Annotated in this window: 15 protein-coding genes; 8 read left to right on the forward strand and 7 right to left on the reverse strand. The window is 70.3% G+C overall.

Going from position 1 to position 13580, the window contains the following annotated elements; all coding sequences use genetic code 11:
* Positions 1-228 precede the first annotated feature (228 nt).
* Positions 229-579 carry a WhiB family transcriptional regulator gene (locus tag ACZ6S6_RS31840; RefSeq protein ID WP_018551136.1) on the forward strand — a complete coding sequence of 117 codons (351 nt, stop codon included), beginning with the start codon at positions 229-231 and terminating at the stop codon, positions 577-579.
* Positions 580-703: 124 nt separating this feature from the next.
* Here the strand turns inward: ACZ6S6_RS31840 and bagB are convergent, their stop codons facing one another.
* Both bagB and bagA read right to left on the reverse strand, forming a co-directional pair.
* Positions 704-2212, reverse strand: a complete 1509-nt coding sequence (gene bagB / locus ACZ6S6_RS31845; RefSeq protein WP_469708280.1) for an ATPase BagB — start codon at positions 2210-2212, stop codon at positions 704-706.
* Complete coding sequence (bagA, locus tag ACZ6S6_RS31850; protein WP_362967387.1) at positions 2209-3198, reverse strand: ATPase BagA; 990 nt, start codon at positions 3196-3198, stop codon at positions 2209-2211. Before bagA ends, bagB begins: the two co-directional genes overlap by 4 nt.
* An 82-nt stretch (positions 3199-3280) precedes the next feature.
* On the opposite strand from bagA, the gene ACZ6S6_RS31855 reads away from it, so the two are divergent.
* The 4 genes from ACZ6S6_RS31855 (at position 3281) to ACZ6S6_RS31870 (ending at position 5844) form a co-directional block, all read left to right on the forward strand.
* Entirely contained in the window at positions 3281-3439 is a 159-nt protein-coding gene (locus ACZ6S6_RS31855; RefSeq protein WP_003991873.1) for a DUF4177 domain-containing protein, read from the forward strand.
* Positions 3439-3909, forward strand: a complete 471-nt coding sequence (locus ACZ6S6_RS31860; protein WP_148019943.1) for a RidA family protein — start codon at positions 3439-3441, stop codon at positions 3907-3909. The genes ACZ6S6_RS31855 and ACZ6S6_RS31860 overlap by 1 nt, the downstream gene beginning before the upstream one ends.
* A 214-nt stretch (positions 3910-4123) precedes the next feature.
* Positions 4124-5017 (forward strand): NUDIX hydrolase, encoded by an 894-nt coding sequence (locus tag ACZ6S6_RS31865; protein ID WP_469708283.1) that lies wholly within the window; start codon positions 4124-4126, stop codon positions 5015-5017.
* A complete protein-coding gene (locus tag ACZ6S6_RS31870) occupies positions 5014-5844 on the forward strand; it encodes an MBL fold metallo-hydrolase (protein WP_362967391.1) in 831 nt (276 codons plus the stop codon). The genes ACZ6S6_RS31865 and ACZ6S6_RS31870 overlap by 4 nt, the downstream gene beginning before the upstream one ends.
* Positions 5845-6027: 183 nt before the next feature.
* Here the strand turns inward: ACZ6S6_RS31870 and ACZ6S6_RS31875 are convergent, their stop codons facing one another.
* A complete protein-coding gene (locus ACZ6S6_RS31875) occupies positions 6028-6702 on the reverse strand; it encodes a Crp/Fnr family transcriptional regulator (RefSeq protein ID WP_123460131.1) in 675 nt (224 codons plus the stop codon).
* 310 nt (positions 6703-7012) lie between these two features.
* Between ACZ6S6_RS31875 and nth the strand changes: the two genes are divergently transcribed.
* From nth to ACZ6S6_RS31890, 3 genes are all read left to right on the forward strand, one after another.
* Positions 7013-7876, forward strand: a complete 864-nt coding sequence (nth, locus tag ACZ6S6_RS31880; protein ID WP_469708286.1) for an endonuclease III — start codon at positions 7013-7015, stop codon at positions 7874-7876.
* A gap of 61 nt (positions 7877-7937) precedes the next feature.
* A complete protein-coding gene (locus ACZ6S6_RS31885; protein WP_469708288.1) occupies positions 7938-8699 on the forward strand; it encodes an NUDIX hydrolase in 762 nt (253 codons plus the stop codon).
* Positions 8700-8788: 89 nt separating this feature from the next.
* Positions 8789-9994: a MarP family serine protease gene (locus ACZ6S6_RS31890; protein WP_362965878.1), complete on the forward strand. Its 1206-nt coding sequence runs from the start codon at positions 8789-8791 to the stop codon at positions 9992-9994.
* Positions 9995-10175: 181 nt separating this feature from the next.
* On the opposite strand, the gene ACZ6S6_RS31895 is transcribed toward ACZ6S6_RS31890, so the two are convergent.
* The 4 genes from ACZ6S6_RS31895 to nhaA all read right to left on the reverse strand — a co-directional run bounded on the left by ACZ6S6_RS31895 (position 10176) and on the right by nhaA (position 13546).
* Positions 10176-10379, reverse strand: a complete 204-nt coding sequence (locus tag ACZ6S6_RS31895) for a hypothetical protein (RefSeq protein WP_329615417.1) — start codon at positions 10377-10379, stop codon at positions 10176-10178.
* A gap of 105 nt (positions 10380-10484) precedes the next feature.
* Positions 10485-11573, reverse strand: coding sequence for an alpha/beta fold hydrolase (locus ACZ6S6_RS31900; protein WP_469708291.1), 1089 nt, complete (start codon positions 11571-11573; stop codon positions 10485-10487).
* Positions 11570-12100: a phage holin family protein gene (locus tag ACZ6S6_RS31905; RefSeq protein WP_362965874.1), complete on the reverse strand. Its 531-nt coding sequence runs from the start codon at positions 12098-12100 to the stop codon at positions 11570-11572. Before ACZ6S6_RS31905 ends, ACZ6S6_RS31900 begins: the two co-directional genes overlap by 4 nt.
* 39 nt (positions 12101-12139) lie before the next feature.
* Complete coding sequence (gene nhaA / locus ACZ6S6_RS31910) at positions 12140-13546, reverse strand: Na+/H+ antiporter NhaA (RefSeq protein ID WP_469708293.1); 1407 nt, start codon at positions 13544-13546, stop codon at positions 12140-12142.
* Positions 13547-13580: the final 34 nt, after the last annotated feature.

Raw genomic sequence — 13580 nt, forward strand, 5'->3', positions numbered from 1 at the left:
GTTGTGGCTCAGATGGTCTGTCCCGATTCTGACGGGATAGTCGTGCATGTCCTCACATCACTCCCCTGGGTGATCTGCCGCATACGCATAGTCCGTTCGGGCCATTCAAGATTGGGCCCGAAGGGGGTGTTGTGCTGTCGCCACCTTCCGTAACGTCCTCAACTGGCAACGGTGAATATGCCGCTGTCGCCGTGGGGGAGCCTCGATTCGGGAGAGGACGGCGCCGGGATGGGCTGGGTAACCGACTGGAGTGCGCAGGCAGCCTGCCGCACTACCGATCCGGATGAACTGTTCGTACAAGGGGCAGCGCAGAACAGAGCCAAGGCGGTGTGCACCGGATGTCCGGTGCGGACCGAGTGCCTGGCCGATGCGCTGGACAATCGCGTCGAGTTCGGCGTGTGGGGCGGAATGACGGAGCGGGAGCGCCGCGCATTGCTGCGCAGGCGCCCGACCGTCACGTCCTGGCGCCGGCTGCTGGAGACCGCACGCAGCGAGTACGAGCGGTCCACGGGCATCCTGCCCGTGGCGATCGGGCTGGAGGACGACGAACTGCACGAGACGTTCGCCGCCGTGGGGTAGCCCCGGGCGGTGGACGGCGGTCCGGTCCGGTCCCGCGAAGGGCGGACCACGCGGTACGGACGTCCTGAGACGTACTAGACGTCCTGAGGCGTACTACGGGTTACGGATACGGATCACGGGATGGCTACGCAGCTCCGGCCGGGGTGGAACCGGTCGCGAGCCGGTCCCCGATGACCCGCAGCCCTGCGAGGTCATGGACATCTCCGGGCAGCGCGGCCACCGCGGTCACGGCCACCTCGGGATGCAGCGCGGTGAACCCGTCACGTGTGTGCTGTTCGCGCGCGACCACCTGCATCCTTTCGGCGTGCAGATGCAGCAGACCGGCAGTCAGCTGCTCGACGGAGGTCGGTTCGTGTTCCGAGGCATGCTCAGATTCCGAGGCATGCTCCGATTCTGAGGCATGATCCGAGGGGTCGGCGGGGGCGGCTCCGGCGGACGGGTCGGGGGTGGTGGCTCCAGCGGTGTTCGTGGTCTGTGCGGTCCCGGCCTCGGGGGAGTCGGCGGGCTCACGAAGTCCAGCCTTCCCGGCCGCCTGATCCACAATGCCGGTCGCATCAAGATTTTCTGCGGCGGCCAGCGCGCGCTCGGCCGAGAGCCGGGCGGCCTCACTGCCGTGCACCCGGTTGAGGACCAGACCCGCCAGCGGCATGTTTTCCGAGGCCAGCCGCTCCACGAAGTACGCCGCCTCGCGGAGCGCGTCCCGCTCCGGCGTGGCGACGACGAGGAACGCCGTACCGGGCGCCTGGAGAAGCTTGTACGTGGCATCGGCACGGGTGCGGAATCCCCCGAACATGGTGTCCATCGCGGCGACGAAGGTCTGTACGTCCTTCAGGAACTGGCCGCCGAGCAGCTTGCCGAGCGTCCCGGTCATCATCGACATGCCCACGTTGAGGAATTTCATCCCGGCCCGGCCGCCCATTTTCGCGGGGGCCATCAGCAGCTTGATGAACTTCCCGTCCAGGAACGAGCCGAGCCGCTTCGGCGCGTCCAGGAAATCGAGGGCGGAACGCGACGGCGGGGTGTCGACGACGATCAGGTCCCACTCCTCGCGCGCCCGGAGCTGACCGAGCTTCTCCATCGCCATGTACTCCTGCGTGCCCGCGAAACCGGCCGACAGGGACTGGTAGAAGGGGTTCTCCAGAATCGCGCGGGCCCGCTCGCCGTCCGCGTGCGCCTCGACGATCTCGTCGAAGGTCCGCTTCATGTCGAGCATCATCGCGTGCAGCTCGCCGGTGCCCCGTGTCTCGATGCCCTTGACCCGGCGGGGGATGTTGTCCAGCGTCTCGATGCCCATGGACTGGGCGAGCCTGCGGGCCGGATCGATGGTGAGGACGACGACCTTGCGACCGCGCTCGGCCGCGCGCACGCCGAGCGCCGCGGCGGTGGTGGTCTTGCCGACTCCGCCCGAACCGCAGCACACGATGATCCGGATGCCCGGGTCGTCGAGGAGAGCGTCGGTGTCCAGGGCGGGGACAGCGGTGGGGGCGGGGGTGAGGGTGGTTGCGGGGTCGGGTTCGGGGGTCGGGGTGGTTGCGGTTGTCGTCGCGTTTTCGTCCACGTCCACGTCCGCGCCCACGTCTTCGTCGTCCACGTCTACGTCCGCGTCCGCGTCTCTGTCTGCATCAGCTGTCATGAACCCATCCCTTGTCCCGCCGGTCCTTCGCCCGCGCCTTGCTTACGGAGCTCCATCGCCAGCTCGTACAGTCCGGCCGGGTCCACGCCCTCGCCGATCAGCGGGAGCTCGTAACCCGGCAGTCCGAGGTCTGCCAGCACGGCGCGCTGTTCCCGCTCCAGCTCGACCCGCTGGGCGTGCTCGGCGGCCTGTTCGACCAACGGGCGCACGAGGCCCGCGGCGCCGGTCACGCCGGCCCGGGTCAGCGTCTTGGCGATCTCCCTGCGGCGGCCGCCCGCGGCGGTGCGCAGCGCGTCCTCGTCCAGCAGATGCGGGCGCACCATGTTCACGATGACCCGGCCCACCGGCAGTTCGGCCGCCCGGAGCTCGGCGATGCCGTCGGCGGTCTCCTGGACCGGCATCTCCTCCAGCAGGGTCACCAGATGGACCGCGGTCTCCGGGGACTTCAGCACCCGCATCACGGCCTGGGCCTGATTGTGTATCGGGCCTATCCGGGCCAGCCCCGCCACCTCGTCGTTCACGTTGAGGAAGCGGGTGATGCGGCCGGTCGGCGGGGCGTCCATGATCACGTAGTCGTAGACGAACCGGTTCTGCTTGTCCTTGCGGCGCACGGCCTCGCACGCCTTGCCGGTCAGCAGGACGTCCCGGACGCCGGGCGCGATCGTGGTGGCGAAGTCGATCGCGCCGAGCTTCTTGAGCGCCCGGCCCGCGCTGCCGAGTTTGTAGAACATCTGGAGGTAGTCGAGGAGGGCCCGCTCGGCGTCGATCGCCAGGGCGTACACCTCCCCGCCGCCCGGTGCGACGGCGATCTTGCGCTCCTCGTAGGGGAGGGAGTCCGCCTCGAAGAGCTGGGCGATGCCCTGTCTGCCCTCGACCTCGACGAGGAGGGTGCGCCTGCCCTCGGTCGCGAGGGCGAGCGCGAGGGCGGCGGCAACCGTGGTCTTACCGGTACCGCCCTTGCCGCTGACGACCTGGAACCTGCTCACGTATTCGAGCCTAACCAGTCGTACCGCAGGCTACGCACGAGGCTGCGCGTCCCGTGGATTGCACAGGCATTACAGTCGGGCCATGACCAAGTGGGAATACGCGACCGTGCCCCTTCTCGTGCACGCGACCAAGCAGATTCTGGACACCTGGGGCGAGGACGGCTGGGAGCTGGTCCAGGTCGTTCCCGGCCCGAACAACCCCGAGCAGCTCGTGGCCTACCTGAAGCGGGAGAAGCAGTAGTGGCGGGCGCCGTCGAGGCGAAGCTCGCCGAGCTCGGGCTGGCCCTGCCGGACGTCGTGCCGCCGCTGGCCTCGTACCAGCCGGCCGTGCGGTCCGGGGTGTACGTGTACACCTCGGGCCAGCTGCCGATGGTGGACGGCAAGCTGGCCGTCACCGGCAAGGTCGGCGCGGAGGTCACGCCCGACGAGGCCAAGGAGCTGGCGAAGACCTGCGCGCTCAACGCGCTCGCCGCGGTGAAGTCGGTCGCGGGCGACCTGGACCGGATCGCACGCGTCGTGAAGGTCGTCGGCTTCGTCGCCTCGGCCACCGACTTCACCGGCCAGCCCGCCGTGATCAACGGCGCGAGCGAACTGCTCGGTGCGGTGCTCGGCGACAAGGGCGTGCACGCGCGCAGTGCCGTGGGCGTCGCGGTGCTGCCGCTGGACGCACCCGTCGAGGTCGAGGTCCAGGTCGAACTCACCGGGGCCTGAGCCGGCTCCTCGCCGCCGCCCCTCCTGATCCCGTCCGGTCACGACGACCGGGCGGGATCTTCTGTGTGCCGGAGCGGATCAACGGCGCGGCGGACTGATCGCACGGCGGATCATCTGTGTGCGGACTGATCGCACGGCGGATCATCTGTGTACAGGGCATGTACGGATCACCGACCCCCTCGAACATCGTGACGGTTCCGGATAGCCTCCGGCCATGTCCAATGGTCAGTGGTACCCACCGGAATGGCCCGACCGGATCCGGGCCCTCGCCACCGGCGAACTGACGGCCGCGACCCCCAGGCGGGCCGCCACCGTGATGCTGCTCCGGGACGCCGCCGAGGGTACCGGGGGCGGACCCACTGTCCACATGCTGCGCCGGCGCACCTCGATGGCCTTTGCCGGAGGGGCGTACGCCTATCCGGGTGGCGGGGTCGACCCGCGCGACGACGACCGGCTCGTCGGCTGGGCCGGACCCGCGCTGGAGAGCTGGGCGCAGCGGCTCGGTGTCGCCACGGCCGCCGAGGCGCAGGCGATCGTCTGCGCGGCGGTCCGCGAGACGTACGAGGAGGCGGGCGTCCTGCTCGCGGGCCCGACCGCGGACACCGTCGTCACGGACACCACCGGCGCGGACTGGGAGGCCGACCGCGAGGCGCTCGTCGCACGGGATCTGTCGTTCGCCGGGTTCCTGGAGCGCCGGGGACTGGTCCTGCGCTCGGACCTGCTCGGCGCGTGGGCGCGCTGGATCACTCCGGAGTTCGAACCGCGCCGTTACGACACCTGGTTCTTCGTGGCCGCGCTCCCCGCCGGCCAGCGCACCCGCAACGCCTCCACGGAGGCCGACCGCACGGTGTGGATCCGCCCGGGAGAGGCGGCCGACGGCTACGACCGCGGCGACCTGCTGATGATGCCGCCGACCGTCTCGACGCTGCGCGCGCTCAGGGCCCACGCCACCGCCGCGCAGGCCCTGGAGGCGGCATCGGCCCAGGACCTCGCCCCCGTACTCGCACAGGCGCGCCTGGAGGGCGACGAGCTGGTGCTGAGCTGGCCGGGGCACGCGGAGTTCACCAAACACATCCCGGCGGGCGGCGCGGGCGGTGGGGCGGCATGAGCGACGCGGCAGCGCTGCCCGGACAGCCGCGCGGCGGGGTGCTGTCCGGCCCCGCCACCACCCGTGCGGTCAACGTCCTCGCGCCCAACGCGTCGCCGATGACGCTGGACGGCACCAACACCTGGATCGTCGCCGAGCCCGACTCCGATCTCGCGGTGGTCATCGACCCGGGACCGCTGGACGACGTCCACCTGCGGGCCGTCATCGACACCGCCGAGCGGGCGGGCCGCCGGATCGCGCTCACGCTCCTCACCCATGGCCACCCCGACCACGCCGAGGGCGCGGCACGGTTCGCCGAGCTGACCCGTACGAAGGTGCGCGCGCTCGACCCCGCGCTGCGCCTCGGTGACGAGGGCCTGGGCGTGGGTGACGTGATCACGACCGGGGGGCTGGAGATGTACGTGGTGCCGACCCCGGGTCACACCGCGGATTCGCTCTCGTTCCATCTGCCCGCCGACCGCGCGGTGCTGACGGGGGACACGATCCTCGGCCGCGGGACGACGCTGGTCGCGCATCCGGACGGGCGGCTGGGGGACTACCTCGACTCGCTGCGGCGGCTGCGCTCGCTGACGGTCGACGACGGGGTGCACACGGTGCTGCCGGGGCACGGTCCGGTGCTGGACGACGCGCAGGGCGCGGTCGAGTTCTACCTGGCGCACCGCGCGAACCGGCTGGCCCAGGTGGAGACGGCGGTGGAGGCGGGGTACCGGACGTCGTCGGAGGTGGTGGCGCACGTGTACGCGGACGTGGACCGGTCACTGTGGCCGGCGGCGGAGCTCTCGGTGCTGGCGCAGCTGGAGTACCTGGACGAGCACGGCCTGATCTGACTCCCGGCCTGATCTGAGACCGGTCTGATCTGACTCCCGGCCTGATCTGACTCCCGGCCTGATCGGAGATCGGCTTGCTGAGCACCGCCCGATCTGAGACCGGCTTGCGTCATGCGTGAGGGGCCCCGCCGGGTCTTGAGTTCTAGTGGTCGGCGGGGCCCCTGGACGCTGGGTACGACGGGGTCAGCGGGACCGCTTGGCCAGCCGCTCCACGTCGAGAAGGATCACCGCACGGGCCTCCAGCCGCAGCCAGCCGCGGCCGGCGAAGTCGGCGAGGGCCTTGTTGACCGTCTCGCGGGAGGCGCCGACCAGCTGGGCCAGCTCCTCCTGCGTCAGGTCGTGCACGACGTGGATGCCCTCCTCGGACTGCACGCCGAAGCGGCGCGACAGGTCGAGGAGCGCACGGGCCACCCGGCCCGGCACGTCGGAGAAGACCAGGTCGGACATCTGGTCGTTGGTCTTGCGCAGGCGCCGGGCGACGGCGCGCAGCAGAGCTGTGGCCACCTCGGGGCGTACGTTCAGCCAGGGCTGGAGGTCGCCGTGGCCGAGGCCGAGGAGCTTCACCTCGGTCAGCGCGGTCGCGGTGGCGGTACGCGGGCCCGGGTCGAAGAGCGACAGCTCACCGATCAGCTCGCCGGGACCGAGGACGGCCAGCATGTTCTCGCGGCCGTCGGGGGAGGTGCGGTGGAGCTTCACCTTGCCCTCGGTGACCACATAGAGGCGGTCGCCCGGGTCACCCTCGTGGAACAGCGCGTCGCCGCGCGCGAGGGTCACCTCACTCATCGAGGCGCGGAGCTCCGCGGCCTGCTCATCATCGAGCGCCGCGAAAAGCGGGGCGCGCCGCAGAACGTCGTCCACGAGTTCTCTCCTTGTCGGCCTGTTCAGGGAACCGTGGTCCCCATCATGCCGGACGGTAAAACAGTGCGATCAATCACAAACCAGTTTGACGCACGCGCGTCCCGGAACGTACGGCAGGGGGCCGATTGGGGGTGGATCGGCAGTGACCGGGGCGGATGTCAGTGGCTGGCTCTAGGCTGGCCGGGTGTCGGGAACGCCGGTGAGAGCGCAGGCCAAGGGGGTTGATGGGGTGTCGGAAGGCCGTAATTCCGCTGTGGGCGAACAGGCTGCAAGCGAACCGAAAAATGCGACAAAAAGCCCGGCGGAGCGGATGAAACGGGTGGGATCTGAGGGTGGCCGTAGCCCCGGCTCGGCGACGAAGCCGAACGCCAAGGCCAAGGCCAAGCCGAATCCCAACGCCAAGGCCAAGCCGGAATCCCACCTGGCCATGGTCCGCAGGGCTCGCCGGATCAACCGTGAGCTCGCCGAGCTCTACCCGTATGCCCACCCGGAGCTGGACTTCAGGAACGCCTTCGAGCTCCTCGTCGCCACGGTCCTCTCCGCCCAGACCACCGACCTGAGGGTCAACCAGACCACCCCCGCGCTCTTCGCCGCCTACCCCACCCCCGAGGACATGGCCGCGGCCGTCCCGGAGGAAATGGAAGAGATCATCCGGCCGACCGGCTTCTTCCGCGCCAAGACCAAGTCGCTGCTCGGCCTCTCCGCCGCCATCCGGGACAACTTCGACGGCGAGGTGCCCGGACGGCTGGAGGATCTCGTGACGCTGCCGGGCGTCGGGCGCAAGACCGCCAACGTGGTCTTGGGCAACGCTTTCGGAGTGCCTGGAATTACTGTCGACACCCACTTCGGACGGCTGGTGCGCCGCTGGAAGTGGACCGAGCAGGAGGATCCGGTGAAGGTCGAGGCGGAGGTCGCGGCGATCTTCCCCAAGAGCGAGTGGACGATGCTCTCGCACCGCGTCGTCTTCCACGGACGCCGCATCTGCCACGCCCGCAAGCCCGCCTGCGGTGCCTGTCCGATCGCCCCGCTCTGTCCCTCGTACGGCGAGGGCGAGACGGACCCCGAGAAGGCCCGCAAGCTTCTGAAGTACGAGATGGGGGGCTGGCCGGGGCAGCGGCTGAGCCCGCCGCCGGAGTACCCGGGCGCCCCCGCCCCCGCCCTGGGCGCCGGCTGACCCCGAGCGCCGCTCCGGAACGAAATGCGTGACGACAGGCGTTGTGAGACGAGGGGTGCCCATGAAGACGCATCAACACAGCACGGACGCGGCGGCCGCCGCCGCGTCGGCCGCGCCCGGGTCGGCCGCGCCCGGGTCGGGTGCCGGCCGAGAGGCCTCGATCACCGTCACCACCGAGGGCCTGCCCGGCTGGCTGGACCCTGTCGCCCATGCCGCGCGCACCGTCGAGCCGCAGCAGCTCAGCCGGTTCCTGCCGCCCGAGAGCGGGGCGGGGCGGCAGTCGGCCGTTCTCGTCCTGTTCGGCGAGGGTGCGCGCGGTCCCGAACTGCTCCTGATGGAGCGCGCCGGAAGCCTGCGGTCGCACCCCGGGCAGCCCTCCTTCCCCGGCGGCTCCCTGGACCCCGGGGACGGTGACCAGGCGACGACGGGTCCGCTCAGGGCCGCGCTGCGGGAGGCCGAGGAGGAGACCGGCCTCGATCCGCACGGTGTGCAGCTGTTCGGCGTGCTGCCCCGCCTCTACATCCCGGTGAGCAGCTTCGTGGTGACGCCGGTCCTCGGCTGGTGGCGTTCGCCCAGTCCGGTCGGAGTCGTCGACCCGGGGGAGACCGCGCGGGTCTTCACGGTCCCCGTGGCGGATCTCACGGACCCGGCCAACCGGGCGACAGCCGTCCATCCCAGCGGTCACCGCGGCCCGGCATTTCTGGTCGAATCCGCACTCGTATGGGGGTTCACGGCCGGCGTGATCGACCGGATTCTGCACTTCGCGGGCTGGGAGCGCCCCTGGGACAGAGCCAAGCAGGTGCCGCTCGACTGGCGCGCATGACAGGCTGACTTCCGTGCTCCACTGCTCCGGGCCCGCCCGGACCCAGAGAGACGTACGGGCCCGGTGACGAATCTGTGAGGCTATAGACGGTGAACGTGCTGGACATCCTGCTGCTGGCCGGCGCCGTGTGGTTCGCTGTCATCGGATACCGCCAGGGGTTCGTCGTCGGCATTCTGTCGGTGATCGGGTTCCTGGGCGGCGGTCTCGTCGCCGTCTATCTGCTGCCGGTCCTGTGGGACCAGGTGACGGACGGATCCGAGGTCTCGTCGACGGCCGCCGTCGTCGCGGTCGTCATCGTGATCGTGTGCGCCTCGGTGGGCCAGGCCTTCACCACCCACCTGGGGAACAAGCTCCGCCGGTACATCACATGGTCGCCCGCGCGTGCCGTCGACGCGACGGGCGGTGCGCTGGTCAACGTCGTGGCGATGCTGCTGGTGTCCTGGCTGATCGGCTCCGCGCTGGCCGGCACCTCGCTGCCGACGCTGGGCAAGGAGGTGCGCAGCTCCTCCGTGCTGCTCGGCATCTCCCGGGTGATGCCGCCCCAGGCCTCCACCTGGTTCACGGACTTCTCCTCGGTCCTCGCGCAGAACGGCTTCCCGCAGGTGTTCAGCCCGTTCGCCAATGAGCCGATCACCGAAGTCAGGGCCCCCGACCCGGCCCTGGTGGGCAGCCCGGTCGCCGCCCGCGCCCAGAAGTCCATCGTCAAGGTCGTCGGTACGGCCCCGAGCTGCGGCAAGGTCCTCGAAGGCACCGGCTTCGTCTTCTCCGACCGCCGGGTGATGACCAACGCCCACGTCGTCGGCGGCGTCGACGAGCCGACCGTCCAGATCGGCGGCCAGGGACGGCTGTACGACGCGAAGGTCGTCCTCTACGACTGGCGGCGCGACATCGCCGTACTCGACGTCCCGGATCTCGACGCGAAGCCGCTCCGTTTCACCGACACCGACCACGACGCCGCGACCGGCAACAGCGCGATCGTGGCGGGCTTCCCGGAGAACGGCGCGTACGACGTACGCGCCGCGCGGGTCCGCGCCCGTATCGACGCCAACGGCCCGGACATCTACCACCGGGGCACCGTCCGCCGCGATGTGTACTCACTCTTCACGACGGTCCGTCAGGGGAACTCCGGCGGACCGCTGCTGACCCCCGACGGCAAGGTGTACGGAGTCGTCTTCGCCAAGTCGCTCGACGACCCCAACACCGGTTACGCGCTGACGGCCGACGAGATCCGCCAGGACATCACGCAGGGCCGCACCGCCAACCAGCAGGTCGACAGTCAGGCGTGTGCGCTGTAGGCCGCGTCCGTCCCGCCTACCCGCAGCGGCGCACCCGCGTGACCACCTACCCGTGAGCCACCTACCCGTGACCCACCTACTCGTGAGCCAGGGAGCGAGCGAATGGTTCAGCGCGTGAGGGCGGTGGGTGACCGGGAGGCCGTCCGCGGAGGCAGGGAGGCCGTCCGCTCAGATCGGGAGGTCATCCACGCGGGTGGCGCAGCCGAGCCGAGACCCAGCGGGCCCGGCGGCGGAGGATGCGCGGAATGCCGAGCCGGGGATCATGCAGAACATGCATAGCGTGCACCCGGCCCTGGAGGCCGCCCCCCTCATGAGTGCCCGGACCCGCCGTGGCGGTCGAGCGACGATTGCGTGCTGCGTCACCGAAGTCGTGCGTCCAGCCCATACCCCGACGTCTGCCCGTGGCTCATGGTCGGTAACCGCCCATCCGTCAGCCAATTGGCCTATGCGTCAGGCAAGTGGCTGTTCGTAGGACTCGTGTGCCCATCGGTCAACGGTCGGGCTCGGAATCCTTGAGCCAGCTGATGAGTTCGGCCGAGAATCCGGCCGGATCCTCCTCGTGGGGGAAGTGCCCCAGACCGTCGAAAAGTCGCCAACGGTACGGTGCCTCGACGTACTGGCCCGACCCCGCCGAACTCCGGGTGCGTACCGCCGGATCGAGTGAACCGTGCAGGTGCAGCGTGGGCACCCGTACCGGCCGCTTCATGCGCCGGTTGAACTGGATGCCGTCCGGGCGGGCCAGCGAGCGCACCATCCAGCGGTACGGCTCGATCGCGCAGTGCGCCGTCGACGGGATGGACATGGCGCGCCGGTAGACGTCCACGGTCGCGTCGTCGGGGAAGTCCGCGGTCCGCGGCCCCGTCCAGTCATGGATCAGCCGCCCCACCAACGCCGCGTCGTCCGCCACGAGCTGACGCTCCGGCACCCACGGCCGCTGGAAGCCCCAGATGTACGAGCCCGCGCGGGACTGCGCGAAATCGGAGAGCATCGAGGAGCGCCACCGCCGCGGATGCGGCATCGAGGAGACCACCAGCCGGCGCACCAGCTTCGGGCGCATCACCGCGGCCGTCCAGGCGAGGTAGCCGCCCATGTCGTGGCCGACCAGGGCGGCATCCGGCTCGCCGAGCGAGCGGATCACGCCGGTGATGTCCAACGCCAGGTTGGCCGGGTCGTAACCCCGGGGCGTACGGTCGCTGCCGCCCACGCCGCGCAGGTCCATCGCCACCGCGCGGAACCCCGCGTCGGCGAGCGCGGGCAACTGGTGGCGCCAGGTCCACCAGAACTGCGGGAAGCCGTGCAGGAGCAGGACCAGTGGCCCCTCACCCATTTCGGCGATGTGGAAGCGGGCGCCGTTGGCGGCGACGTCGCGGTGCGTCCAGGGGCCGTCCAGACGGACGGGGCCACCGGACCCGGCCGCGGGGCCCAGCGGGCCGGTGAAAGGCGCTGAGGCCGAGGCCGGGGGCGGTGGCAGAGATGGCGGTGTGGCGGAAGGGTCTGCCGGGGGACCGGCCGGCCCTTCGTGGCCCGCCCGGTCGTCCGGGCCCACTGGGCCGAATGCGCTGGAATCGGGGACCGTCATGTGGATGAGCGTGCCACAGCTGACGCCTTGTCCTGGACCGGACGGTTCTCGATGGCCTTGTCCGCAACTGTGCTGCCGCCCGCCGGAAGGATCGCGTCCGCGCCGATGCCCGGACGCGGGTGCGGCTTGACGCCCTGGAGGACGGCGGCGGTCTGCTTCGCCGACGCGATGGACTTCTCCGGCGGCTTGACCTTCTTGAACTTGGCGTAGCCGAACAGCGCGAGCAGGATCCCCAGCAGGATGAACGCGCCGCCCACGATCAGGAACGACCAGGCGAGGCCCAGCCCCAGATTGTGGATTCCGTACGCGGCCGCGAAGCTCAGCACCGGGATCGCGAACAGGATCAGCACACCCGTCACGATGAACGCCACGCTGCCGATGACGCCACGCTTGACGTCCTGTCGCACCTCGGCCTTGGCCAGGGCAATCTCGTCGTGTACCAGCGCCGACAGTTCGGCCGTCGCCGAGGCGACCAGCTGGCCGAGACTACGGTCGGCGCTGCCCGCGTAATTGCCGGGGTCGCTCATGCCTGACTCCCTCTCCTGTTCAACACATCCGATGTCAGATCATGCCGGACTGTCCGGCTTGTTGCTCGCTGCCTCCGCCAGTCGGGCAAGGCGGCGGTGCTCGGCCGCCTTCCTCTCGTGGATCGCGGCCATCCGAAGGTGGTACTCCGGATCGTCCTGTTCATAGACGTCAGGTACCCCGGACTCGTCCTCGTCGAGCTCCTCCGCGTCCGTGAGCGCCCGGTATCTGCGTACCCGGAGTTTGAGCAGTACACCGGAGAGTACGGCGGCGATCAGGGAGCCGAGCAGAACCGACGCCTTGATCTCGTTGATCATGTCGTCGTCACCGGTGAAGGCGAGCTCGCCGATCAGCAGCGAGACGGTGAACCCGATGCCGGCGAGCGAGGCGACCGCGAAGACATCGGCCCAGGCCAGCTCCTTGTTCAGCTCCGCCTTGGTGAACCGGGTGGCCAGCCACGTACCGCCGAAGATCCCCAGCGTCTTGCCGACGACCAGTCCCAGCACGACACCGAGCGTTTCGGGCCGGGTGAACACGCCGGCCAGCGCGCCGCCGGAGAGCGAGACCCCGGCCGAGAAGAGTGCGAACAGCGGTACGGCGAAACCTGCCGACAGCGGGCGGATCAGGTGCTCGACGCGTTCGCCGGGGGAGCGCTCCTCGCCGTCGCGCCTGGTGCACCGCAGCATCAGGCCCATCGCGACACCGGCGATGGTGGCGTGGATGCCGCTGTTGTACATCAGCCCCCAGATGACCAGGGCGAGCGGTACGTAGATGTACCAGCCGCGGACGTTGAGGCGCAGCAGCAGGTAGAAGACGGCCAGGCCGACGAAGGCGCCGATGAGCGCGACGAAGTCGATGTTCTCGGTGAAGAAGACGGCGATGATCAGGATCGCGAAGAGGTCGTCGACGACGGCGAGGGTCAGCAGGAACGCACGGAGCGCGGACGGCAGCGAGGTGCCGATGACCGCGAGGACGGCGAGCGCGAAGGCGATGTCGGTGGCCGTGGGGACGGCCCAGCCGCTGGTGGAACCGTCGCCGAGCACCGTCACCAGGGTGTAGACGAGCGCGGGCACGGCCATGCCGCAGAGCGCGGCGACGACCGGGAGGGCGGCGGCCTTCGGGTCGCGCAGTTCACCTGCGACGAGTTCGCGTTTGAGCTCGACCCCCGCGACGAAGAAGAAGATCGCGAGCAGTCCGTCGGCCGCCCAGTGCGCCACGGAGAGATGCAGACCGAGCGCCTCGGGTCCGAAGTGGAGGTGGCTGACGGTCGTGTAGCTCGATCCGAAGGTGTTCGCCCAGATCAGCGCGGCCACCGCGGCGACCAGCAGGATGACTCCGCCGACGGTTTCGGTACGCAGCGCGTCGGTGAGGAAGTTCCGCTCCGGGAGCGACTGGCGTCCCAGGAAGGTGCGGCGGGGGGAGGGGGGTGCGGGGGTGGGCGCGGCCACGAGAGAGGACCTCCGGGTGGGTACGGCAGCGACG

This window comes from Streptomyces sp. NPDC048671, assembly GCF_055587045.1.

Bases quoted from the DNA above. Each gene is read 5' to 3' on its own strand.
- ACZ6S6_RS31870 (WP_362967391.1), top strand. From the start codon at position 5,014: ATGAGCGACGCGGCAGCGCTGCCCGGACAGCCGCGCGGCGGGGTGCTG.
- ACZ6S6_RS31840 (WP_018551136.1), top strand. From the start codon at position 229: ATGGGCTGGGTAACCGACTGGAGTGCGCAGGCAGCCTGCCGCACTACC.
- ACZ6S6_RS31865 (WP_469708283.1), top strand. From the start codon at position 4,124: ATGTCCAATGGTCAGTGGTACCCACCGGAATGGCCCGACCGGATCCGG.
- ACZ6S6_RS31885 (WP_469708288.1), top strand. From the start codon at position 7,938: ATGAAGACGCATCAACACAGCACGGACGCGGCGGCCGCCGCCGCGTCG.
- ACZ6S6_RS31855 (WP_003991873.1), top strand. From the start codon at position 3,281: ATGACCAAGTGGGAATACGCGACCGTGCCCCTTCTCGTGCACGCGACC.
- nth (WP_469708286.1), top strand. From the start codon at position 7,013: ATGAAACGGGTGGGATCTGAGGGTGGCCGTAGCCCCGGCTCGGCGACG.
- ACZ6S6_RS31895 (WP_329615417.1), bottom strand. From the start codon at position 10,379: ATGGGCTGGACGCACGACTTCGGTGACGCAGCACGCAATCGTCGCTCG.
- ACZ6S6_RS31900 (WP_469708291.1), bottom strand. From the start codon at position 11,573: ATGACGGTCCCCGATTCCAGCGCATTCGGCCCAGTGGGCCCGGACGAC.
- ACZ6S6_RS31905 (WP_362965874.1), bottom strand. From the start codon at position 12,100: ATGAGCGACCCCGGCAATTACGCGGGCAGCGCCGACCGTAGTCTCGGC.
- bagB (WP_469708280.1), bottom strand. From the start codon at position 2,212: ATGACAGCTGATGCAGACAGAGACGCGGACGCGGACGTAGACGTGGAC.